The sequence below is a fragment of the Streptomyces sp. NPDC001980 genome (genome assembly GCF_040296885.1).
Lineage (GTDB): Bacteria > Actinomycetota > Actinomycetes > Streptomycetales > Streptomycetaceae > Streptomyces.
Window position 1 is genome coordinate 220,484 of sequence record NZ_JBEOYD010000011.1, and the last position, 21,966, is coordinate 242,449.

Below are 21,966 nucleotides of genomic sequence, written 5' to 3' on the forward strand. Positions count from 1 at the left end.
CCCATCTTTCCCGAGCGAGGAGGCCATGCGTACACCCCGTAGGACCCCGACAGCACGTCCGGAGACACCGTCACCGCGGCCGGTGCGCGGCCGTCGCGCGCACGCCGGACCGCCCGCCGACGAACCGGCCGACGACGTCGTCGGCACCACGGCGGACAACTCGGCCGACCGGCCCGGAGGCTGGCGGATCCGCCCGCGGACCGTGCGGGCCAAGGTCGTCTGCCTGCTCATGGTGCCGGTGATGTCCCTGCTCGCCCTGTGGGCGTACGCCACGGTCACCACGGCACAGGACGTCTCCCGGCTGCGGCAGTCCCAGCGCGTCGACGCAGCGCTGCGCACCCCGGTCGCCACCGCCGTCGCCGCGCTCCAGGCCGAGCGGGCCGCCGCGGTCCGGTACGCGACCGACCCCACCGCCGAACAGACCGCGGACCTCAAGAGGCTGGGCGCCGGCACCGATCGGGCCGTGGCCGCGCTACGGCTCGGCAAGGACAGCACCGTCGCCGAAGGCGAGGAGCTGCCCTCCGGCGTCGCCGAGCGACTGAAGGCCTTCGTCACCGGCGCCGAGCAGCTGCGCACCCTGCGCCGAGCGGTGCAGAACCGCGGCGCCGGCTGGGACGCGGCCTACGGGCAGTACACCCAGGCCATCGCCTCGGCCTTCGCAGTGGACGGCGCCCTCACCGGCATCCAGGCCGACGACATGGGCTCCGACGCGCGCGTGCTGCTCGAGTTCTCCCGGGCGGGCGAGGCGCTGGCCCAGGAGGACGCGGTCCTCGGCGGTGCCCGGCTGGCCGGCGGCCTCGACGGCGAGCGGCTGCGGCTGTTCACCGGCGCCGTCGACACCCGCCGGGTCCTCACCGACGCGGCCGTCGCCGATCTGCCCGGTGCCCAGCGCACCGCCTGGCACCGGCTCGCCGACGGCGACGACTACACCGCGCTGGGCGCCGCCGAGGACAGGATCCTCGCGAGCCCACCCGGATCCAAGGCGGTCGGCGCGGCCCCGGAAACCACCTGGAACACCGCGCACACGCGCGTGCAGGACGGCATGCGGACCATCCAGGCCGGCACGGCACGCGCGGTGGCCGGCCGGGCCGATCCGTTCACACGCGGCCTGCTCACCCCGGCCGGCGCCGCAGTCCTGCTCGGTCTGCTCGCCGTGGTCGCCTCGCTCGTCATCTCCGTACGCATCGGACGCGGCCTCGTCGTCGAGCTGGTGAGCCTGCGCAACAGCGCCCTGGAGATCGCCCGCCGCAAACTCCCGGAGGCGATGCGCAGGCTGCGGGCCGGCGAGGAGATCGACGTCCGTGCCGAGGCACCCCCGGGGCCGCCCGCGGAGGACGAGACCGGACAGGTCGCCGAGGCCCTCGGCACCGTGCACCGCGCCGCCCTGCGCGCCGCCGTGGAACGCGCCGAACTCGCCAGCGGCATCTCGGGAGTCTTCGTCAACCTCGCCCGCCGCAGCCAGATCCTGGTCCACCGTCAGCTGAGCCTGCTGGACAGCATGGAACGCCGCTCCGACGACCCCAGCGAACTGAGCGACCTCTTCCGCCTCGACCATCTCACCACCCGCATGCGCCGCCACGCGGAGAGCCTGATCATCCTCTCCGGAGCGGCCCCCGGCAGGGCATGGCGGATGCCCGTGTCCCTGACCAACGTCGTACGGGCCGCCGTGTCCGAGGTCGAGGACTACGCGCGCGTGGAGGTACGGCAGCTCCCCGAGGCGGCCGTCGTCGGCGCCGCCGTGGCCGACCTCACGCACCTGCTCGCCGAGGTCGTGGAGAACGCCGCCCAGTTCTCGCCGCCGCACACGCGCGTGCGCGTCACCGGAGAGCCCGTCGGCAACGGCTACGCCCTGGAGGTCGAGGACCGCGGGCTCGGCATGGGCCAGGAGACCCTCGCCGAGGCCAACCGGCGCATCGAGCAGTCCGAGGCCCTCGACCTGTTCGACAGCGACCGGCTCGGTCTCTTCGTGGTCAGCAGGCTCGCGGCCCGCCACGGCATCAAGGTGCATCTGCGCACGTCACCGTACGGCGGCACCACCGCGGTGGTCCTGCTGCCGAAGGTCCTGCTGCACGGCGGTCCGGCGGAACGCTCCGTCCGTCCGGCGGCCGACACCGAACAGGCACCGGCACGCGCCTACGCGCGCGTGCCTGACGCCGCGCTCCGGGAGTCCGCCCCCGCCGCCCTCCCGGAGCCCGCCCCCGCCGGCCGGCCCGCCCTCGCCGCCACCCACACCTCACCGCGCCCCGCGCCCGAACCACCGCCCCCCGGAGTCACCACCTTGAGGCCGCACCGCCCACCGCACGACTCCGAGCCCTCCGACGACGACCTGCCACGCCGGGTACGGCAGGCGAGCCTCGCCCCCCAACTGCGCGATCCCCGCGCCGAGGAACCCGCGCCCGCCCGCGGCCGGGACGAGCGCACCCCCGAACTCGTCCGCGACCGCATGGCCGCCTACCGCGACGGCTGGGCGCGCGGCGGCGGCAGACGACCCGGCCGCGGAGCCGCCCCGGAACCCGAATCGGGCACCGACCGCACCGAAGGAGACCGCTCATGATCCAGGACCCGAGCCCGAGGACGGACCGGCGCTCCGGCGAACTCGACTGGCTCCTCGACGACATGGTGCTGCGTGTCACCGAGGTACGGCACGCCGTCGTGCTCTCCAACGACGGCCTCGCCGTCGGCGCCTCGACCGGCCTCAAACGAGAGGACGCCGAGCATCTCGCCGCCGTGGCCTCCGGTTTCAACAGCCTCGCCAAGGGCGCCGGACGGCACTTCGGGGCGGGCGGGGTGCGCCAGACCATGGTCGAGATGGACGACGCCTTCCTCTTCGTGGCCGCCGCGGGCGACGGCTCCTGTCTCGCCCTGCTCACCGACGTGACCGCCGACATCGGCCTGGTCGCCTACGAGATGGCCCGCCTGGTCAAGCGCGTCGGCGAGCACCTCTACACCGCGCCGCGCGTCGCCGCCCGGCCGCCCGCCGCCGGCTGAGCCGGAAGACCGCCACCGATGACCGAGTACATGACCGGCGCCCCGCACGAGCCGGGCAGCCAGTGGTACGACAGCGAGGCCGGGCCCCTGGTTCGCCCCTACGCCATGACCGGGGGCCGCACCGAACCCGGCCCCACCGGGGTGAAGTTCGACCTGATCGCCCTGGTCACGCTCGACCCGGGCAGGTCCGGCACCGACGACGACACCCCGCTCGGCCCCGAACACCGTGCGCTGGTCGACCTGTGCCGGCTGGAGACGCAGTCCGTCGCCGAACTCGCTGCCGGCGCCGACCTCCCCGTCGGCGTGGTCCGAGTGCTCCTGGGCGATCTGCTGGAACTGGGCCGCGTCACCGTGAGCCGCCCGGTGCCACCGGCCCAGCTGCCCGACGAACGGATTCTGCGCGAGGTCATCGAGGGATTGCGGGCACTGTAGATGAGCATCCGGAACCAACCGGGCCCGAGCCGGTCAGAACAGACGCGTTCCGGTCCAATCGTCCGTGACGGGGCCGTAGTTGTCATGATGCTGGCTTCGCATCGTCCCGTGCCGCTCAGTCCGTGTCCCGACGTCCGTCGCAGCAGATCCTCCAGGCCCTCCAGCAGGCCCTCCCGAGAGAAGTGATCATGGTCTCCGAGCATCCCGAGTCCACCCCCGACGACACGTCGGCCATGGCGCTCAAGATACTGGTCGCCGGCGGCTTCGGCGTCGGGAAGACGACCCTGGTCGGCGCCGTCAGTGAGATCCGGCCCTTGCGCACCGAGGAGATGCTCAGCGAAGCGGGCCAGCTGGTGGACGACACGGACGGCGTGGACCAGAAGGTCACCACCACCGTCGCCATGGACTTCGGACGGATCACCATCCGCTCCGGCCTCTCCCTGTACCTCTTCGGCACCCCGGGTCAGGACCGCTTCTGGTTCCTCTGGGACGAACTGTCGCAGGGAGCACTCGGCGCCGTCGTCCTCGCCGACACCCGCCGCCTGGAGGACTGCTTCCCGGCGGTCGACTACTTCGAGCACCGGCACATCCCGTTCGTCGTCGCCGTCAACTGCTTCACCGGTGCCCGCTCCTACGGTCCCCACGACGTCTCCCGCGCCCTCGACCTGGACCAGGGAACGCCCGTGGTCCTGTGCGACGCCCGGGACCGGGACTCCGGCAAGGAGGTGCTGATCCGGCTCGTGGAGTACGCCGGGCGGATGCACACCGCCCGGCTCCTCGACTCGGTGGGCTGAGCCTCAGCCCGTGAGGTCCTTGAGCGCCACCACCTTCTCCACGGTGACCCGGACCAGCAACTCGCCGGGGACACCGTTGCGGGCGCCGAACTCCTCCGCGCGCTCCGCCCCCATGTAACGAGCCGCGATCCGGGTGGCCGAATCACGCAGTTCGCCCAGATCCTCCGACAGCCGGGCGCGTCCGTTCAGCACCACGAAGTGGAAGGGGGGCCGGTCGTCGTCCACACAGAGGGCGACACGCCCGTCACGGGATAGATTGCGCCCTTTCGCGGTGTCCTTGCCGGTGTTGAAGACCAGCTCGTCCCCGTCCAGCAGGAACCAGATGGGCGCCACATGGGGGCTGCCGTCTGCGTTTACCGTGGACAGCTTGCCGGTGCGGGTGCCGTGCGAGACGAACGCCCGCCATTCCTCGTCGGTCATCTTCTCTGCCATGCCCCCATCCTCCTTGCCCGGACGCCGGTGGTGGGGAAGGCTGGCGGGGAGATCCTCCAGCCAGGGGGAGACGGCACACGGGGAGACGCTACGACATGGCGCAGAACCAGGGACTCGGCTGGCTGCTCGACGACCTGACCGAGCGCGTGGAGCACGTACGGCACGCGCTGGTCCTGTCGAACGACGGGCTGGTCACGGGAGCGAGCACCGGCCTTCGCCGGGAGGACGCGGAGCATCTGGCCGCCGTCGCCTCCGGGCTGCACAGCCTCGCCAAGGGCTCGGGACGGCACTTCGGGGCGGGGCAGGTCCGCCAGACGATGATCGAGTACGACGAGGCGGTCCTGTTCGTCACCGCGGCCGGGACCGGCAGCTGCCTGTGCGTGCTCAGCGGTGCGGAGGCCGACATCGGCCAGATCGCCTACGAGATGACCCTGCTGGTCAACCGCGTCGGCGAACACCTCGCAGTGGACGCCCGGCAGCCGGAGCGCTCCTCCGCGATAGACCTCTGACCTGCGGATTCACCCCCTGCCGCGGAGTTATCCACAGGCCCGCCACGAGTCTCGCCGAACCGGCTACGGTTTTTCCACGGCGAGCGCACCCGGCGCCGGCCACCCGCTCCACGGGGGAGAACGACCATGTCAGGTACCACCCTTGCCCAGAACCGCCCGCTCACCTGCGCGCCGAGCCGCGCCGCCCGCGAACTGGGCCTCAAGCGGGGAGAGTTCGACCTCGCGGTACACCTCGGACGGATCCGCACCGTGCCCGACGAGGGAGGCGGTGGAGGCCGCCGTGTGCCACGGACCGAGATCGACCGGCTCCGAGGCCGGTCCGCATCCCTCAGCGAGAGCGTGCAGGTCGTGGGGACGACCGAGGGCGCGGCCCTGATGGGGATCCCGGCGGGCAGGTTCACCCGCGTCGCCAAACTCGGCCTGGTGACTCCGGTGAAGTGGTACCCGAATCGCTACCGGGCCGTGGTCTGGCTCTACCTTGCCGAGGAGCTGCGGCGGTTCGCGGCCGACGAGAAGAACACGCGGCTGCTCACCGGCCGCACGCCCGCGGAGCTGAGCGACCGGCTGAGGGCGGGCGCGGACCAGCGGGCCCGGAACTGGCGCGGACGTCACTGCGGTTTCCTGCTCAGGCAGGCCGACGGGCCGTGGGAGCGGGCGGGGGTGGTGGCCGGCTTCCTGGACCCCGGTGAGATCGACGACGTGCTCCCCGACCCGCACGAGCGCGCCCACGTGACGGCCTTGCGGCCGGCCCCGCCCGCCCACGGCGCACCGGGTTCGCCGGCCGCGCAGCTCGCCGAGGACATCATGACGGCGGCCGACCCGGACGAGATCGACTGGTTCAGGCACGACCTGGCGCGGGAAGCGGCGCAGGCCCGCTCACACCGGCCGGCGCCCCGCCCCGCCGCACCACCGTCTCGGCACCCCGCGCCCGACCTGCCGGCACACGCCCGAGGCCTGCGCGGCTGGCTGCTGCGCAGAAGCCCCCGGCCCGCCCACTGACCGGCGGCCCGGACCGCGCCCGCGCCGGCATCCGCTTCTGCTTCCGCTAGAGCGCGCGGAACAGCCCCTCCTGGACGACCGACACCAGCAGCCGCCCTTCGAGGTCGTAGACCCGCCCGCGGGCCAGGCCGAGGCCGCCCGTGGCGATGGGGGACTCCTGCTCGTACAGGAACCACTCGTCCGCGCGGAACGGCCGGTGGAACCACATGGCGTGGTCCAGCGAGGCGATGTCGAAGTTCCGCGGCCCCCACAGCGGTTCGACGGGGACACGGACCGCGTCCAGGAGCGTCATGTCGCTGGCGTAGGTCAGCGCGCAGGTGTGCACCAGCGGATCGTCGCCCAGCGGGCCGACCGCGCGCATCCACACGGCGCTGCGCGGCTCGGAGCCGGTTATCTCCTCGGGGTGCCAGCGCAGCCGGTCGACGTAGCGGATGTCGAAGGGCTGGCGGCGCGCCATCCGCTCCAGCTGCTCGGGCAGCTCGCCCAGATGCTTGCGGATCTCCTCCGCGAGCGTCGGCAGCGACTCCGGGTGCGGCACCTCGCGAAAAGGCGGCAGCTGGTGTTCAAAAGCACCCACCTCAGGCTTGTGGAAGGAGGCGGTCAGATTGAAGATCGTGCGGCCCTGCTGCACGGCGGTCACCCGGCGCGTCGTGAACGACCGCCCGTCCCGGACCCGTTCGACCTGGTACACGATCGGCACGCCCGGCCGGCCCGGGCGCAGGAAGTACGCGTGCAGCGAGTGCACCGGGCGGTCGCCCTCCGCGGTGCGGCTGGCGGCTACCAGCGCCTGGCCGGCCACCTGGCCGCCGAAGACCCGCTGGAGGGACTCCTGGGGGCTGCGGCCACGGAAGATGTTGACCTCGATCTGCTCCAGGTCGAGCAGGTCGACCAGTCTCTCGGCCGGGTTGGTCATCGGTTGGATTCTCCTGTGCTGGGACCTGTGCTCGGACCTGTTCCGGGGCTCGTGCTCAGAGCTGGCCGACATCGGTGACGCGGACGATCGCGCGGCCCTCGGCGTCGGAGGCCGTCAGGTCGATCTCCGCGCTGATGCCCCAGTCGTGGTCGTCGTTCGGGTCGTCGAAGATCTGCCGGACCCGCCACAGCCCGTTCTTCGGCTCCTCCTGGATCACGAGCAGCTTCGGGCCGCGGGCGTCGGGGCCGGTGCCCAGGTCCTCGTACTCGTCCCAGTACTTGTCCATGGCCTCGCCCCAGGCATCGGCGTCCCAGCCGGAGTCCGCGTCCATCTCGCCCAGTTCGTCGACCCGGTCGAGGGCGGCGAGCTCCACCCGGCGGAACATGGCGTTGCGCACCAGGACCCGGAAGGCACGCGCGTTGGCGGTGACCGGCTTGACCTCGTCGGCCTTCTCCTGGGCCTCCTCGGCGGTCATCTCCTCCGGGTTGGCGAGCTGCTCCCACTCGTCCAGCAGGCTGGAGTCGACCTGGCGGACCATCTCGCCCAGCCACTCGATCAGGTCCTGCAGGTCCTCGGACTTGAGGTCGTCCGGGATGTTGTGGTCGAGGGCCTTGTACGCGCTCGCGAGGTAGCGCAGCACGATGCCCTCGGTGCGGGCCAGCTCGTAGAGCGACACCAACTCGGTGAAGGTCAGCGCCCGTTCGTACATGTCCCGGATGACCGACTTCGGGGACAGCGGATGGTCGCCGACCCAGGGGTGGCTCTTGCGGTAGGTGTTGTACGCGTGGAAGAGCAGCTCTTCCAGGGGCTTCGGGTAGGTGACGTCCTGGAGGCGCTCCATGCGCTCCTCGTACTCGACGCCGTCCGCCTTCATCGCGGCGACGGCCTCGCCCTTCGCCTTGTTCATCTGGGCGGCCAGGATCTGGCGCGGGTCGTCCAGGGTGGACTCGACGACGGACACCATGTCGAGGGCGTAGGACGGCGACTCGGGGTCGAGGAGTTCGAACGCGGCCAGGGCGAAGGTCGACAGCGGCTGGTTGAGCGCGAAGTCCTGCTGGAGGTCGACCGTGAGCCGGACGATACGGCCGGTGGCGTCGGGCTCGTCGAGCTTCTCGACGATGCCGCCGTCGAGCAGCGAGCGGTAGATGGCGATCGCCCGGCGGATGTGCCGCAGCTGCTGCTTGCGCGGCTCGTGGTTGTCCTCCAGCAGGTGGCGCATCGCCTCGAAGGCGTTGCCCGGGCGGGCGATCACCGACAGCAGCATCGTGTGCGTCACCCGGAACCGCGACGTCAGCGGCTCCGGCTCGGACGCGATCAGCTTCTCGAAGGTGTTCTCCGTCCAGCCGACGAAGCCCTCCGGAGCCTTCTTGCGCACCACCTTGCGCCGCTTCTTCGGGTCGTCGCCCGCCTTCGCCAGCGCCTTCTCGTTCTCGATGACGTGCTCGGGCGCCTGCGCGACCACCAGCCCGGCCGTGTCGAAACCGGCCCGGCCCGCGCGGCCGGCGATCTGGTGGAACTCACGGGCGCGCAGGGTGCGCACCCGGTTGCCGTCGTACTTGGTGAGCGCGGTGAACAGCACCGTGCGGATGGGCACGTTGACGCCCACGCCCAGGGTGTCGGTGCCGCAGATGACCTTCAGCAGACCGGCCTGGGCGAGCTTCTCCACCAGGCGCCGGTACTTGGGGAGCATGCCGGCGTGGTGCACGCCGATGCCGTGCCGGACGTACCGGGAGAGGTTCTGGCCGAACTTGGTGGTGAAGCGGAAGTTGCCGATCAGCTCGGCGATCTGCTCCTTCTCCTCCTTCGAGGACATGTTGATGCTCATCAGCGCCTGCGCCCGCTCCACCGCCTGCGCCTGCGTGAAGTGCACGATGTACACCGGCGCCTGCCTGCTCTCCAGGAGCTCGGTGAGCGTCTCGGTCATCGGGGTGAGCTGGTACTCGTAGGAGAGCGGCACCGGGCGGGTCGCCGATCGGACCACCGCGGTGGGGCGGCCGGTGCGGCGGGCCAGGTCCTTCTCGAAGAAGGAGACGTCGCCGAGGGTGGCCGACATGAGGATGAACTGCGCCTGGGGCAGTTCGAGGAGCGGGATCTGCCAGGCCCAGCCGCGGTCGCCCTCGGCGTAGAAGTGGAACTCGTCCATGACGACCTGGCCGACGTCCGCCTGCTTGCCGTCGCGCAGCGCGATGGAGGCGAGGACCTCGGCGGTGCAGCAGATGACGGGCGCGTCGGAGTTCACGGAGGCGTCGCCGGTGAGCATGCCGACGTTCTCGGTGCCGAAGAGCTTGCACAGCTCGAAGAACTTCTCCGACACCAGCGCCTTGATCGGGGCCGTGTAGAAGGTGACCTCGTCCCGGGCCAGCGCGGCGAAGTGCGCGCCCGCGGCGATCATGCTCTTGCCGGAGCCGGTCGGCGTCGACACGATCACGTTCGCCCCGGAGACCGCCTCGATCAGCGCCTCCTCCTGGTGGGGGTAGAGCGTGAGACCGCGCTCCTGGGCCCACGCCTCGAAGGCTTCGTACAGGGCGTCGGGGTCGGCGGTCGGCGGCAGCTGATCGATGAGGGTCACGCCCCCATCTTGCCTGGCCCACCCGCCCAGGGGGGAATCGGCTTCGAGCACGAAGATCACGGCCGCTACGCTGTGTCGCCGACGGAGCGTCATCGCACCCGGTCAACTGGACAGCGGCATACGAGGAATGGGGCGGGCAAAGGCCATGATGGGACCAGCACACTCACTGTCGGGGGCGGCCGCCTGGCTCGGCGTAGGAGCCGCGGCGGCGGCGACCGGGCATACGATGCCCTGGCCGGTGCTCCTGGTAGGGGCGCTGATCTGCGCCGGCGCCGCGCTCGCCCCGGACCTCGACCACAAGGCGGCGACCATCTCGCGGGCTTTCGGACCGCTGTCGCGCTGGGTCTGCGAGATCGTCGACAAGCTGTCGTACGCCGTCTACAAGGCGACCCGGATGGCGGGCGACCCGCGCCGCAACGGCGGGCACCGGACGCTGACGCACACCTGGGTGTGGGCGGCGCTGATCGGCGGGGGCTGCTCGGCCGCGGCGATCCTCGGCGGCCGCTGGGCGGTGCTGGCGATCCTCTTCGCGCACATGGTGCTGGCGATCGAGGGCCTGCTGTGGCGGGCGGCGCGCGGCTCCAGCAGCGACATCCTGGTGTGGCTGCTGGCGGCGACCAGCGCCTGGATCCTGGCCGGCACCCTGGACAAGCCGGGCAACGGCTCGGACTGGCTGTTCACCCAGCCCGGCCAGGAGTACCTGTGGCTGGGGCTGCCGGTGGTGCTGGGGGCGCTGGTGCACGACATCGGGGACGCGCTGACCGTCTCCGGCTGCCCGGTCCTGTGGCCCATCCCGATCGGCCGCAGGCGCTGGTACCCGCTGGGCCCGCCGAAGGTGATGCGGTTCCGCGCGGGCAGCTGGGTCGAGCTGAAGGTGCTCATGCCGGTGTTCATGGTGCTCGGCGGCATAGGCTGCGCGGCCGCGCTGAACGTGATCTGACCCGCGGCCCGGCCGGCCACGGACCCGGTGTGCCCCGGGGGTCAGCCCGCCGTCCCCGAGCCACCGCCGTAGCGGCGCTCGAACGCGGCGACGCGGCCCTCGGTGTCCACCGTGCGGGCCTTCCCGGTGTAGAAGGGGTGGCTCTCGGAGGAGATCTCCACGTCGACCACCGGGTAGGTCTGGCCGTCGTCCCACTCGATGGTCTGGTCGCTGGTCGCGGTGGACCGGGTCAGGAAGGCGTATCCGGCCGCGCGGTCGCGGAAGACCACGGGGTGGTAGTCGGGGTGCTTGTCCTGCTGCATGGCGGCTCCTCGAAGGACGGGGCGGTAGGGCGGGGGCAGGCGGACTCAGCCGTAGGCGGTGTCCTCGTCGACGATGTGCATCGCGGCCTCCTCCGCGGAGGCCCCGGCGCCGTCGATGCCGATGTCGGTCGCGACAAGGCCGTTCTCGTCGTCCTCGTGTGCTCCCTCGTTCGGGGCCACGAGCCGGCCGGAGCGCAGGTCGCCGACCTCGTTGTCCAGAAGTTCGCCGTCGCTGCCCTGGCAGTCGCCGATGCCGTCGCCGTCGGGGACCACCGGTTCGGGCAGCTCCTCGGCGAGCCGCTGGTCCAGCGTCTCGCCCCGGTGGCGCTCCGCCGCGGTCACCCCGTTGTGCTCCACCGCCCACGGCCGCTCGGGCGGGGACCAGCCACGGTCCAGGGGATCGCTGACGCCGTCGGACTCCAGCGTGTCCTCCACGTCGAGCAGCCCCGTGTCCTCCCGGATCTCGGATCCGTCGGGCTGGTAGACGTCGTCCCCCCATCCGTCGGCGGTGGTCACGGCTACCTCCAGGGAGTGAGGACGCGGTCCGCGGGGCGGGCCGCCGGCACGCTCGGCACGGGTGCGCGGCGCGAACCGTACGGTTCCCGGCCGGTCCCCGAACCGGTGCCGCTCTCCAGCCTTCCACCCCTGCTCGCACCCGCGCAACGGCACGGGGCGCGACCTGCGACGCACCACACCCCGCGCCCCGGCCGCCGCGGACTGTCACCCGTGCCACGACCGCCACAGCGCCGCGTACGCGCCGTCGGCCGCCACCAGCGCGTCGTGGCTGCCGAGCTCGCTGATCCGGCCGTTCTCGACCACGGCGATGACGTCCGCGTCATGGGCGGTGTGCAGCCGGTGCGCGATGGCGACCACCGTGCGGCCGTCCAGGACCCGGGCCAGGGACCGCTCCAGATGACGGGCCGCGCGCGGGTCCAGGAGCGAGGTCGCCTCGTCCAGGACCAGCGTGTGCGGGTCGGCCAGTACCAGCCGGGCCAGCGCGATCTGCTGTGCCTGCGCCGGGGTCAGGGCGACCCCGCCGGAGCCGACCTCGGTGTCCAGACCCTCCTCCAGAGCCCGCGCCCAGCCGTCCGCGTCGACGGCCCCGAGCGCCGCCCACAGCTCGGCGTCCGCCGCGCCGGTCCGGGCGAGCAGCAGGTTGTCGCGCAGGGAGCCCACGAAGACGTGGTGCTCCTGGTTGACCAGGGCGACATGGGAACGGACCCGTTCGGCGGTCATCCGGGACAGTTCCGCGCCGCCCAGGGTGATCCGGCCGTCCCGGGGCGCGTAGATCCCGGCGAGCAGCCGGCCGAGGGTGGACTTGCCCGCGCCGGAGGGGCCGACCAGGGCCAGCCGGGTGCCGGGCGCCACCTCCAGGGAGACCTCGCGCAGCACGTCGACGCCCTGGAGGTAGCCGAAGCGGACCTCGTCCGCGAGCACCTCCCGGCCGGCCGGGGCCAGCGCGGCGTCCCCGGCGTCCGGCTCGATGTCCCGGACGCCGACCAGCCGGGCCAGCGACACCTGGGCGACCTGGACCTCGTCGTACCAGCGCAGGATCAGGTTCACCGGATCGACGAGCATCTGGGCGATGAGCGCGCCCGTCGTCAGCTGTCCGACGTCGATCCAGCCCTTCAGGACGAGGACGCCGCCGATCATCAGCACCGAGCCGAGGACCGTGGTGTGGGTGGCGTTGACGGCCGGGAACAGCACCGACCTCAGCCACAGGGTGTAGCGCTCCCAGGCCGTCCACTCCTTGACCCGGCGTTCGGACAGGGCGATCCGGCGGGCGGCGAGCCGGTGTGCCTCGATGGTGTGCCCGGCGTCCACGGACTCCGCGAGGGCGGCGGCCACGGACGCGTACCCGGCGGCCTCGGAGCGGTAGCCCGAGGGCGCCCGCCTGAAGTACCAGCGGCACACCACCACCAGGAGCGGCAGGGCGAGCAGCACGGTGGCGGCCAGCGGCGGAGCCGTGACCACGAGCCCGCCGATCAGCAGCACGACCCACACCACGCCGATCGACAGTTGCGGCACCGCCTCCCGCATGGCGTTGGCGAGCCGGTCGATGTCCGTGGTGATCCGGGACAGCAGGTCGCCCGTGCCCGCCCGCTCCAGGACGCCCGGCGGCAGCCCGACCGACCGGACGAGGAAGTCCTCCCGCAGATCGGCCAGCATCCGCTCGCCGAGCACGGCACCCCGCAGCCGCACCTCCCGCACGAAGACGGACTGGACGGCGAGCGCGAGCAGGAACAGGCCGAGGGTCAGGCCCAGATGGAGCTCGCGAGCGCCGTCGGAGACCCGCTCGACGAGCCCGCCCAGCAGGTAGGGCCCGGCCATGGAGGCGACCACGGCCACCGTGTTGACGGCGATGAGGAGGATGAAGGCCCGGCGGTGCCGGCGGAACAGTTCGGCCACGTAGGCCCGCACGGTCGCGGTGGCACCGACGGGCAGGGTGGTGGCCGTCGTCGGGGCCGCCGGGTCGTACGCCGGTGGCGCGACGCCGATCATGCGCTCTCCTCGATCTCTTCCAGCGCCCTGCGGCTTCGCAGCGCGACTTCGGTCTCTTCGGGCGCCGCGCCTCGCTGCGCGGTCTCCTCGTCGTTCTCGCCCCGCACGGTGGCCTCGTCGTCCGTCTCACGTGTCACCACCGCCCGGTACCGCCGCTCGGTGCGCACCAGTTCGCGGTGCACGCCGACCGCCGCGACCTCGCCCTCGTGGACGAGGACCACCCGGTCGGCCCGGTCAAGCAGCAGCGGCGAGGACGTGAACACCACGGTCGTACGGCCGGACCGCAGTGCGCGGATTCCCTCCGCGATCCGGGCCTCGGTGTGCGAGTCGACGGCGGAGGTGGGTTCGTCGAGGACGAGCACCCCGGGGTCGGTGATCAGCGACCGGGCCAGCGCGAGGCGTTGGCGCTGCCCGCCCGACAGGGACCGGCCCCGCTCGGTGATCCGGGCGTCGAGCGGGTCGGTGACGTCCAGCGAGCCCTGGACCAGTGCCTCCAGGACGTCGGCGCACTGGGCGGCGGCCAGCGCGTCCTCGGCCCGCACGAACCCGGAGGCCGGCACGTCGAGCAGTTCCCGCAGCGAACCGGAGAGCAGCACCGGGTCCTTGTCCTGGACGAGCACCGCGGTGCGGGCGGCCTCCAGGGGCAGTTCGTCGAGCGGTACGCCGCCGAGCAGCACCGAGGTGCCGGCCTCGGCGGGGTGGCCGCCCAGCCGTTCGGCGAGGTGCCCGGCCGCGTCGGGGTCTCCGCAGACCACGGCGGTCAGCCGGCCCGCGGGCGCGAGCAGGCCGGTGGCCGGGTCGTACAGGTCGCCCTCCGGCACCGTGTCCGCCCGCGAGCCGCCGGTGTCCGTGGCCCGTTCCAGGGAGAGCACCCGAGCCGCCCGTTTCGCCGACGGGCGGGAGAAGGAGTAGGCCATGGCGATCTCGGTGAAGTGCTGCAAGGGGTAGTTGAGGATCATGACCGCGCTGTAGACGGTCACCAGTTCGCCGACGGTGACGCGGCCCTGCCGGGCCAGGTGGACGCCGTGCCAGACGACCGCGATCAGCAGCAGCCCGGGCAGCAGCACCTGGATCGCGGAGATCAGCGACCACATCCGGGCGCTGTGCACGGCGGCGTGCCGTACCTCCTGGGAGGCGCGGCGGTAGCGGTCGAGGAAGAGGTCCTCGCCGCCGATGCCGCGCAGTACGCGCAGTCCCGCGACGGTGTCCGAGGCCAGCTCGGTGGCCCGGCCGGCCTTGGTGCGCTGGAAGTCGGCCCGCCGGGTGGCCCGGGGGAGCAACGGCAGCACGGACAGCGCGACCAGGGGCAGGCCGGCGGCGACGATCCAGCCGAGGGCCGGCTGGTAGAAGACCAGGGCGACGCCGACCACGACGACCGTCAGCGCGGCGGCGGTGAAGCGGGAGACCGCCTCCACGAACCAGCCGATCTTCTCGACGTCGCCGGTGGAGACGGCCACCACCTCACCGGCCGCCACCCGTCGGGTCAGCGCGGAGCCCAGCTGGGCGGCCTTGCGGGCGAGCAGTTGCTGGACCCGGGCGGCCGCGGTGATCCAGTTGGTGACGGCGGCCCGGTGCAGGAAGGTGTCGCCGACGGCGATCGCCGTGCCGCACAGCACCAGCAGACCGCCCGTCAGGGCCAGCCGGGTGCCGGAGCGGTCGACCACGGCCTGGACGGCGAGGCCCACGCAGAACGGGAGCGCGGAGACGGACACGAAGTGCAGCAGCCCCCAGGCCAGTGCCTTGAGCTGACCGCCCAGCTGATTCCGCCCCAGCCACCACAGGAACCGGGGACCGGAACGCGCGTCCGGCGCGCCCGGATCGGAATACGGAAGATCTTGAATTTGCATGGCGTCCCAGCGGCTCGGGTCGGGGGAGGTGGCGACAAGCCGTGAAAGGTTCGCGTCGGAGCGTCGTCGAAATCAAACGGTTTTCCCGTCGGCCGTCGAAATCCGCTCCCTTCAGGCCAGGGCGCGCAGCTCAACACGCACTGAATGCCCGGATATTTAATTAATCGACAGGAATGTGATGTCAGGATGACCGGGTGCAGACCAAGAGCATCCGGCGGACGGCCGTCACGGCGGCGACGGTCGTCGGGGCCGTCCTGGTGACCCTGAGCGCCTGCCAGGCGTCACCGGGCGGTGGCGGGAAGAACGGCCTGCCGGGGCCGCACCCCACAGCCCCGAGAAGCCCGTCAGCCGCGAGAGCCGCCGCAGCGGGCCCGGACTGGCAGCAGCCGGACCGGGCCGGGCCCGTCGGGGATCCGGGCCGGCTGCCGGGCGTCGGCGAGCTGTTCCGGGCGGAGATCCCCGCGGACTCCCGCCAGGTGGTCGCCGTGTACGGCGAGGGCGCGGACTCGGCCGACTCCACCGTCGTGCTGTACACCCGGGAGGACCGAGGCTGGCGGCCGGTGGGCAGTTGGCCCGCCCACAACGGGCGGTCCGGCTGGACCATCGACCACCACGCGGGTGACGGACGCAGCCCGGTCGGCGTGTTCACCGTCACCGACGCCGGCGGAGTCCTTCCCGACCCGGGCACCCGGCTCTCCTACGCCCAGGGCCGGGACCTCTACACACCCCCGCACTACTGGAGCCCGGCGTACCGGCACGACTTCGACTACGTCATCGCCATCGACTACAACCGCCTGCGGGGCAGACCGCCGCACGACACCACCCACCCCTGGGGCAGCAGCCTGGGCGGTGGCATCTGGTTGCACCTCGACCACGGCAGCGGCACCTCGGCCTGCATCGGCCTGCCCAAGGAGGCCATGGAGTACCTGCTGCGCACCCTCGACCCGACCCGCGATCCCGTCGTGGTGATGGGGGACAGGCCGAGCCTGCTGCTCTGACGCGGCCTCAAGCCCCGGGCCGCGGTGCGCCGGTCACTGTCCGTCCGGGGCGGCCTCGCTCCCGGACGAGCCCACCGTGCCGTCGGCGCGCGTGTCCAGCACATTCACGTCGTCCGCCCGGACGTAGGCGAGCCGGTGGCCGAACTGGATCTCGTAGTACCGCTCCTGACCCACCACCACGGGCTGAGGTGTGGCGGAGAAGGTGGACCGGTCGACGTAGGAGCCGCCGAGGCCGGACTGCGTCACATACCGCTGGCCCGCCCGCAGGCTGTACGGCAGCGGTGACTCGTCCTCCTCCTCCATTCCGTCCGGGTAGGCCTCCTCCTCCGGCAGGGCCCGCCCGAACACCGGGATCTCGTCCAGGCCCTCCTTCGGCGTCACCATGCGGCCGCTCGCACCGACGGCCGTCGGATGCACCGCGGGGTTCTTGAACCACGCCTTGTTGCCCTGGTACCAGATCGCCGTCCACTCGCCGCTGCGTTCGGCCACGGCGAAGGTCTGGCCGGTGGAGACCCGCGAACCCAGATCGCTCACGTCCTCCGTGGACGGGTCGCCGTCCGGCCTGCGGCCCGGGTCCTGGATCAGCGGAGCGTTCTCGTCCGGCCGGGTGTACAGGCGTACGGCGCTGGAGCCGTGCGGCAGGCACCGTTTGCCGTCGCCCTCGCACCCCGTGTACCGCGGTTTGTGGGTGGCGTAGTCCGGCAGGATCATCACCATGGGGCTGTCCGGTCCGGCCGTGGCCTTCAGCGGTGCGCCGAGGAGGTCGAAGTAGTGCCGCCAGTCCCAGAAGGGCCCCGGGTCCTCGTGCATCTCGGGGATGCTGTCGCCGGTCGGGGACGGCACGTTGTCATGGCCGAAGATGTGCTGCCGGTCCATCGGGACGTCGTACTTCTTCGCCAGGTAGCGCACCAGGCGGGCCGAGGAGCGGTACATCTGCTCCGTGTACCAGGTCCCGGGGTGGGCGAGGAAACCCTCGTGCTCGACGCCGATCGAGCGGGCGTTCACGAACTTGCTGCCGGAGTGCCAGGCCTCGTCCTTGGTCCTGACGTGCTGGGTGATGTGGCCGTCGCTGGAGCGGATCGAGTAGTGCCAGGACGCCTCGGTCGGGTCCTGCACGGTCTTGAACATGTTGGGCAGCGTCGACTCGGTGTCGTGGATGACGATGTACTCGATCTGCTGGTCCCGGGGCCGGTCGGCGAGGTCGTGGTTGCCGTAGTCGCCGTCGTCGTCGATCTGCTCGTAGGGTGCGGCGAGCCAGTCGCAGGCCAGGTCGGTCGGGCACTCGACGTCCTTCGGCCGTTTCGGGGCCGGCGGGCCGTGGTGCGGGCTGACACCGGGAGTGGCGGGCAGGGCGACCTCCTGTCCTTCGATGGTGGTCCGGTGCGCGCCGCGGCGGATCAGGTCGAACACGTCGTTGGCGTACGTCGTCGCCGACGTGACGTCACGGGTGCCGGGGAAACGTTCCACCGCCTGCCACCAGTCGTCCGGGTCGGCGCTGAGCGGCTTGCCGAGATGCCGTTGCGTGGCGGCCAGCAGCGCCGCGCCGCCGCGTACGTTGGCAGCGGCGTCCGTCCGCAGCTTTCCGGCGGGGACCTTGATCAGCCGTGCGGCGCGTTGCAGGTCCGCGGGCTGCACGGCGTGACCGCCCGCGGTGAACGCCGTGCCCGCGAGCGGATCGGCCTTGCCGCCGTCCGGCGCCGCCGGGCCCGGTGCGGGCGACTGGACCGAGGCGCGGGCCCGGGCGGTGTCCACCAGGTGCATCGGGCCGTAGCCGCCCGCGATGCTCGGGGCTCCCGGGTGCATGTCCCAGCGGGACTGCATGTAGGACACGCTCATGAGCACGCTGCGCGGCACGTGGAACTCGCGCGCCGCGTCCGTGAAGGTGTTCTGCAGACGCTGGTCCTCTGCTTCGTCGGTGCCGGACGCCGGGAGGATCAGCAGCGGTGGCAGCAGCGCGGCCGTCGCGATCAGGCAGGCCGCCAGGCCGCACGTCCGGAGGGCACTGGGCACACGTGGAGCGACAGTTCTTCTCATACCAGAGGGTCTCCAACCGCTTGCTGAGGGTCTCCAAGCACGCTCGTCGCAACCAGGGCAAGGGGGTTGCCCTTCACGTCACCCCTCGTACGTTTCCGTGCCCGGCGCGACACGGCGCGCCGAGCGTCGACCGGGTGGCCCAGCGCTCCGGCAGAGGCCACCCGGTCGGCGGGCAACGGCCCGGCGGCCGGCGACGGCCGCCGGGCCGTGCGGGCTCAGTCCTCGACCGGGTCCACCTGCCAGTCGGGATGGCCCGGCATCGGCGGCGTGTCGGGCCCGTACAGCCACGGCGTCAGAAACGGCGTCAGATCCTCACCCGCGACCCGGGAGGCGAGCGCGACGAAGTCCTTCGTACCGGCCGCGCGCCCCCGGTACCGGGTGACCCAGGTGCGTTCGATCCGGTCGAACGTGGCGTCACCGACCTTCTCCCGCAGGGCATACAGGACCAGTGCCGAGCCGTCGTAGCGCATCACCTTGAACAGCGTCGGTTCCGTGGGCTCCGCCGGGGCGCCGTCGTCGTGGCGCCACTGGTCGTGCTGCTCGTACGCCGCCCGCATGGCGTCCGCCATGCTGACGCCGCCGTGCTCGGCGGAGTACAGCCGTTCGTAGAAACGGGCATGACCCTCGCTCAGCCACAGGTCGGACCAGCGTCTGACGGCGACGCTGTCGCCCGTCCAATGGTGTGTCAGCTCGTGGACGAGATTGCGTTCGGCGTCGACCCGGTCGCCCAGCAGGTCGTCCTTCGGTACGACGGACAGCGACTGCGTCTCCAGCGCCACCGGCAGGTCGGTGTCGCCGACGAGGACGCCGTAGCGGCGGAACGGATACGGGCCGAGGCGCTGTTCCAGCCAGGCCAGGTGCTGCGGGGTGAGCGAGCGTTCGGCCTCGGTGTCTGTGACCAGGTCGTCCGGCACCACGTCCCGCACGGCCAGCCCGCCCGGCCCCCTGCCGGCGACGAACGTGAACTTCCCGATCGCCAGCTGGACCAGCTGTGCCGCGATGGGATCCTCGGAGTCGTACGTCCACTGCACCCGCCCGTCGGGCTGACGGACGCGTTCGACGAGCCGGCCGTTGGCCACCGCGCTCAGATCGGGTGGGGTGGTGATGTGGAAGGTGACGGGCGCCCGGAGACTGGGGTGGTCGTCGGCCGGGAAGATCATCTTGGCGCCGTCGGGCTGTGCGCAGATCAGGGTGCCGTCGGGGGTGGGCACCCAGCCGTACTCGCGGATCGCGTCGCTCCGGTGCCGTCGCTGGGTCGGGTCGGCCGTGTAGGCGACGCGGACGGTGAACGTGCTGCCGCGCGGGATCGGCCGCGCGGGCGTGACGACGAGTTCGTCGCCGTCGCGTACGGCGCCGGCCGGCGCGCCGTCGACGGTGACCCGGTGCAGGGTGTTGCCGGCGAAGTCCAGGTCGAAGCGGGACAGGGCCTGGGTGGCGGTGGCGCTGATGGTGGTACCGGCCGGAAAGGGCGTCTCGGGGGCCCGCCAGTCGAGGTCGAGTGTGTAACGGCGGACCGTGTAGCCGCCGTTGCCGTCCAGCGGCATGAGCGGGTCGCCGATGCCGGGCGCGCCGGGGGACGGGGCGGCGCCGGCCGGGGCCGCCGAGGCGCCGGGGGCGGCGGAGCCGTGGCCCCGGTGCGGGACTCCGCCCGCACAGCCGGTGCCGGTGAGCGCGACGGCTCCCGTGAGCGCGAGGGCGGCGCGCAGGGCGTGGCGCCGGCGTACGGCGCAGTGGTCGCGGGCAGTGGTGATCTCCATGGCAGCACTGTGACAGTGTCATCCGCTTATAGCACCATTTGCGGCAATGGTGTATATCCGCCCGGGCCGGGTGGCCGAACGGGCCGCTGTCGACCGGTCGGGGCGTTGCGGCCGACGGTCAACTCCCCGTAGAACACCGGCCATGAGAAGACGGATCGTCATGTCCATGCTCGCCGGAGCGGCCCTCCTGGCGAGCGCGCTCCTCGGTACGGGGGCGCCCGCCGCCCGTGCCGCCGACGTCCCGGCCGAGTTCGGCACCGACTGGCACGACCCGGTGACCGCGGCCCCGCCGGTGTCCGTGCCCAAGGGTGCCAAGTCCTGCCAAGTCACCCTGGCCGAGGCCCAGTTCCGTGACTTCACCCCGTACCGGGGAACGTACACGCCCCCGCAGGGCTGCGGCGACCGCTGGAGCAAGGTCGTCCTGCGGCTGGACGGCAAGGTGAAGGGCCGTCAGTACGACCGCCTGGGCTACCTGCACGTCGGCGGCGTCGAGGTGCTGCGCACCTCCACCCCCGAGCCCTCGCCGGACGGCATCGAGTGGCACGTGGAGAAGGACGTCACCCGCTACAGCGACACCTTCCGCTCCACGCAGGACGTCGAGATGCTCATCGGCAACGTTGTCGACGACACCTACACCGGCGTCATCGACGTCAAGGCCACGCTCACCTTCTACGCGGGACGCCCTGAGGCCTCGGTCCCGGACAAGGTGCTCACCCTCGCCGACGACGGCACCACCCTCACCACCCCGCGCAACAGCGAACGCATCGTCGCCGAGGTGTACGCCACCGGATCCGGCGGCGGCTGCGAGGAGTTCTGGTACCTGACCGTCGCCGACCCGGCGCCGTACTCCTGCAAGGCGGACAAGGGCCCCTACCGGGAGGTGCAGATCAAGGTCGACGGCCGACTGGCCGGAATCGCCGCGCCGTTCCCGAACGTGTGGACGGGCGGCTGGTCCAACCCGTTCCTCTGGTACGTCGTTCCGGGCCCGCGCGCCTTCGACGTCAAGCCGATCGAATACGACCTGACGCCGTTCGCGGGGATCCTCGACGACGGCCGCCCACACCAGGTCGAGATCTCCGTCGCCGGCGTGCCCGAGGGTCAGGCCGGCTGGAGCGCCCCCGTGAACGTGCTGGTCTGGCAGGACGCGCACCGGGCCCAGGTCACCGGCAGTCTCACCGGGGCCACCGCCTCCGAGCCCGTCAACTCCTCCGTGTACACCCCGGGGTCGGGCGAGTACCGGGTCGACACCGACGCCGGGCACCGGCTCACCGTCTCCGGATACGTCGACACCTCGCACGGCCGGGTGACCACCACCGTCAGCCGCACGCTGGCCAACACCTCCGTGCACCGCTGGAACGACGGCGAGACGACGGACGCGCTCGACGCCACCTGGACGGACGACCAGGGCGTCACGGTGAAGGCGGGCGGTGCGGCCCGAACGACCCGCACCGACCGGACGTACACCATGGACGGCGCCACCGCCATCGGCACCGACGACCGGCTGCGCACCGAACTCACCCTCGGCGACCGGGCGGCGGTCAGGCGGTCCGGAGGCGGCTGGTCGCGGCTCGACGACACCTACAGCGGGGACGCGACGTACACCCTGAACGTGCCGCGCGACCAGCGGCACGCGGTCGGCACGTCGAGCGAGCGCTACCGGCTGTACGGATCGGACGGCTGCTACGACCGCTCGCTGGCCACCGAACAGGGGGTGTTGACGGTGGACCGCAGCCGCTGCTGAGCGGTCGCTGCAGGCGGTCGCCGCCGAGCGGCGGCCGCTGAGCCGAGTTGTGTGCGACGCGTCACCCGGCACGTGATTTACACGGCTGTGACACGGCGGTCTCCAACGGGATCAAGAACGCCTCCAGAGTGATCGGCACGGAAAACGCTTTCCGTATCGCAGAAGTCCCGCTCGGCTTCCGCGAGTCGATCCCCCCACTAGGAGTGCCC

At 72.2% G+C, this 21,966-nt stretch carries 18 protein-coding genes; 9 read left to right on the top strand and 9 right to left on the bottom strand.

Going from position 1 to position 21,966, the window contains the following annotated elements:
* The first annotated feature begins 25 nt into the window (after positions 1–25).
* From ABT137_RS19585 to ABT137_RS19600, 4 genes are all read left to right on the top strand, one after another.
* Entirely contained in the window at positions 26–2,554 is a 2,529-nt protein-coding gene (locus ABT137_RS19585) for a sensor histidine kinase (RefSeq protein ID WP_351710420.1), read from the top strand.
* Complete coding sequence (locus tag ABT137_RS19590) at positions 2,551–2,988, top strand: roadblock/LC7 domain-containing protein (protein WP_351710422.1); 438 nt, start codon at positions 2,551–2,553, stop codon at positions 2,986–2,988. Before ABT137_RS19585 ends, ABT137_RS19590 begins: the two co-directional genes overlap by 4 nt.
* 18 nt (positions 2,989–3,006) lie before the next feature.
* A complete protein-coding gene (locus ABT137_RS19595) occupies positions 3,007–3,420 on the top strand; it encodes a DUF742 domain-containing protein (RefSeq protein WP_351710424.1) in 414 nt (137 codons plus the stop codon).
* Between the two features lie 188 nt (positions 3,421–3,608).
* Entirely contained in the window at positions 3,609–4,214 is a 606-nt protein-coding gene (locus ABT137_RS19600) for a GTP-binding protein (protein ID WP_351710560.1), read from the top strand.
* Between the two features lie 3 nt (positions 4,215–4,217).
* On the opposite strand, the gene ABT137_RS19605 is transcribed toward ABT137_RS19600, so the two are convergent.
* The gene (locus tag ABT137_RS19605) at positions 4,218–4,646 is read right to left on the bottom strand and encodes a PPOX class F420-dependent oxidoreductase (RefSeq protein ID WP_351710426.1); all 429 of its coding nucleotides are present in this window, start codon (positions 4,644–4,646) and stop codon (positions 4,218–4,220) included.
* A 95-nt stretch (positions 4,647–4,741) separates the two neighbouring features.
* On the opposite strand from ABT137_RS19605, the gene ABT137_RS19610 reads away from it, so the two are divergent.
* Positions 4,742–5,155: a roadblock/LC7 domain-containing protein gene (locus tag ABT137_RS19610; RefSeq protein ID WP_351710428.1), complete on the top strand. Its 414-nt coding sequence runs from the start codon at positions 4,742–4,744 to the stop codon at positions 5,153–5,155.
* A 126-nt stretch (positions 5,156–5,281) separates the two neighbouring features.
* Positions 5,282–6,154 carry a DUF6397 family protein gene (locus tag ABT137_RS19615; protein ID WP_351710430.1) on the top strand — a complete coding sequence of 291 codons (873 nt, stop codon included), beginning with the start codon at positions 5,282–5,284 and terminating at the stop codon, positions 6,152–6,154.
* A 46-nt stretch (positions 6,155–6,200) separates the two neighbouring features.
* Here ABT137_RS19615 and ABT137_RS19620 read toward each other — a convergent pair whose 3' ends face one another.
* Together ABT137_RS19620 and ABT137_RS19625 are read right to left on the bottom strand one after the other, a co-directional pair.
* Positions 6,201–7,067: an acyl-CoA thioesterase gene (locus tag ABT137_RS19620; protein WP_351710432.1), complete on the bottom strand. Its 867-nt coding sequence runs from the start codon at positions 7,065–7,067 to the stop codon at positions 6,201–6,203.
* 55 nt (positions 7,068–7,122) lie between these two features.
* Entirely contained in the window at positions 7,123–9,636 is a 2,514-nt protein-coding gene (locus ABT137_RS19625) for a DEAD/DEAH box helicase (RefSeq protein WP_351710434.1), read from the bottom strand.
* 145 nt (positions 9,637–9,781) lie between these two features.
* On the opposite strand from ABT137_RS19625, the gene ABT137_RS19630 reads away from it, so the two are divergent.
* Positions 9,782–10,576: a metal-dependent hydrolase gene (locus ABT137_RS19630; RefSeq protein WP_351710436.1), complete on the top strand. Its 795-nt coding sequence runs from the start codon at positions 9,782–9,784 to the stop codon at positions 10,574–10,576.
* Positions 10,577–10,617: 41 nt separating this feature from the next.
* On the opposite strand, the gene ABT137_RS19635 is transcribed toward ABT137_RS19630, so the two are convergent.
* From ABT137_RS19635 to ABT137_RS19650, 4 genes are all read right to left on the bottom strand, one after another.
* On the bottom strand, positions 10,618–10,878 hold the full coding sequence (locus ABT137_RS19635) for a type B 50S ribosomal protein L31 (protein ID WP_093497627.1): 261 nt from the start codon (positions 10,876–10,878) through the stop codon (positions 10,618–10,620).
* 45 nt (positions 10,879–10,923) lie between these two features.
* Positions 10,924–11,394: a DUF5709 domain-containing protein gene (locus tag ABT137_RS19640; RefSeq protein ID WP_351710438.1), complete on the bottom strand. Its 471-nt coding sequence runs from the start codon at positions 11,392–11,394 to the stop codon at positions 10,924–10,926.
* Positions 11,395–11,598: 204 nt separating this feature from the next.
* On the bottom strand, positions 11,599–13,380 hold the full coding sequence (locus tag ABT137_RS19645; protein WP_351710440.1) for an ABC transporter ATP-binding protein: 1,782 nt from the start codon (positions 13,378–13,380) through the stop codon (positions 11,599–11,601).
* Positions 13,377–15,227 carry an ABC transporter ATP-binding protein gene (locus tag ABT137_RS19650; RefSeq protein WP_351710442.1) on the bottom strand — a complete coding sequence of 617 codons (1,851 nt, stop codon included), beginning with the start codon at positions 15,225–15,227 and terminating at the stop codon, positions 13,377–13,379. Before ABT137_RS19650 ends, ABT137_RS19645 begins: the two co-directional genes overlap by 4 nt.
* Positions 15,228–15,421: 194 nt before the next feature.
* On the opposite strand from ABT137_RS19650, the gene ABT137_RS19655 reads away from it, so the two are divergent.
* Positions 15,422–16,225, top strand: a complete 804-nt coding sequence (locus ABT137_RS19655; RefSeq protein ID WP_351710444.1) for a L,D-transpeptidase family protein — start codon at positions 15,422–15,424, stop codon at positions 16,223–16,225.
* Positions 16,226–16,258: 33 nt separating this feature from the next.
* Here ABT137_RS19655 and ABT137_RS19660 read toward each other — a convergent pair whose 3' ends face one another.
* Together ABT137_RS19660 and ABT137_RS19665 are read right to left on the bottom strand one after the other, a co-directional pair.
* The gene (locus tag ABT137_RS19660) at positions 16,259–18,259 is read right to left on the bottom strand and encodes an N-acetylmuramoyl-L-alanine amidase (protein WP_502984543.1); all 2,001 of its coding nucleotides are present in this window, start codon (positions 18,257–18,259) and stop codon (positions 16,259–16,261) included.
* A 215-nt stretch (positions 18,260–18,474) separates the two neighbouring features.
* Positions 18,475–20,016, bottom strand: coding sequence for a M1 family metallopeptidase (locus ABT137_RS19665; RefSeq protein WP_351710446.1), 1,542 nt, complete (start codon positions 20,014–20,016; stop codon positions 18,475–18,477).
* A 142-nt stretch (positions 20,017–20,158) separates the two neighbouring features.
* Here ABT137_RS19665 and ABT137_RS19670 point away from each other — a divergent pair, with 142 nt between their 5' ends.
* On the top strand, positions 20,159–21,757 hold the full coding sequence (locus ABT137_RS19670; RefSeq protein WP_351710448.1) for a peptide-N4-asparagine amidase: 1,599 nt from the start codon (positions 20,159–20,161) through the stop codon (positions 21,755–21,757).
* The last annotated feature ends 209 nt before the right edge of the window (positions 21,758–21,966 follow it).

Bases quoted from the DNA above. Each gene is read 5' to 3' on its own strand.
- ABT137_RS19585 (WP_351710420.1), top strand. From the start codon at position 26: ATGCGTACACCCCGTAGGACCCCGACAGCACGTCCGGAGACACCGTCA.
- ABT137_RS19590 (WP_351710422.1), top strand. From the start codon at position 2,551: ATGATCCAGGACCCGAGCCCGAGGACGGACCGGCGCTCCGGCGAACTC.
- ABT137_RS19595 (WP_351710424.1), top strand. From the start codon at position 3,007: ATGACCGAGTACATGACCGGCGCCCCGCACGAGCCGGGCAGCCAGTGG.
- ABT137_RS19600 (WP_351710560.1), top strand. From the start codon at position 3,609: ATGGTCTCCGAGCATCCCGAGTCCACCCCCGACGACACGTCGGCCATG.
- ABT137_RS19605 (WP_351710426.1), bottom strand. From the start codon at position 4,646: ATGGCAGAGAAGATGACCGACGAGGAATGGCGGGCGTTCGTCTCGCAC.
- ABT137_RS19610 (WP_351710428.1), top strand. From the start codon at position 4,742: ATGGCGCAGAACCAGGGACTCGGCTGGCTGCTCGACGACCTGACCGAG.
- ABT137_RS19615 (WP_351710430.1), top strand. From the start codon at position 5,282: ATGTCAGGTACCACCCTTGCCCAGAACCGCCCGCTCACCTGCGCGCCG.
- ABT137_RS19620 (WP_351710432.1), bottom strand. From the start codon at position 7,067: ATGACCAACCCGGCCGAGAGACTGGTCGACCTGCTCGACCTGGAGCAG.
- ABT137_RS19630 (WP_351710436.1), top strand. From the start codon at position 9,782: ATGATGGGACCAGCACACTCACTGTCGGGGGCGGCCGCCTGGCTCGGC.
- ABT137_RS19635 (WP_093497627.1), bottom strand. From the start codon at position 10,878: ATGCAGCAGGACAAGCACCCCGACTACCACCCCGTGGTCTTCCGCGAC.
- ABT137_RS19645 (WP_351710440.1), bottom strand. From the start codon at position 13,380: ATGATCGGCGTCGCGCCACCGGCGTACGACCCGGCGGCCCCGACGACG.
- ABT137_RS19650 (WP_351710442.1), bottom strand. From the start codon at position 15,227: ATGCAAATTCAAGATCTTCCGTATTCCGATCCGGGCGCGCCGGACGCG.
- ABT137_RS19660 (WP_502984543.1), bottom strand. From the start codon at position 18,259: ATGAGAAGAACTGTCGCTCCACGTGTGCCCAGTGCCCTCCGGACGTGC.
- ABT137_RS19665 (WP_351710446.1), bottom strand. From the start codon at position 20,016: ATGGAGATCACCACTGCCCGCGACCACTGCGCCGTACGCCGGCGCCAC.
- ABT137_RS19670 (WP_351710448.1), top strand. From the start codon at position 20,159: ATGAGAAGACGGATCGTCATGTCCATGCTCGCCGGAGCGGCCCTCCTG.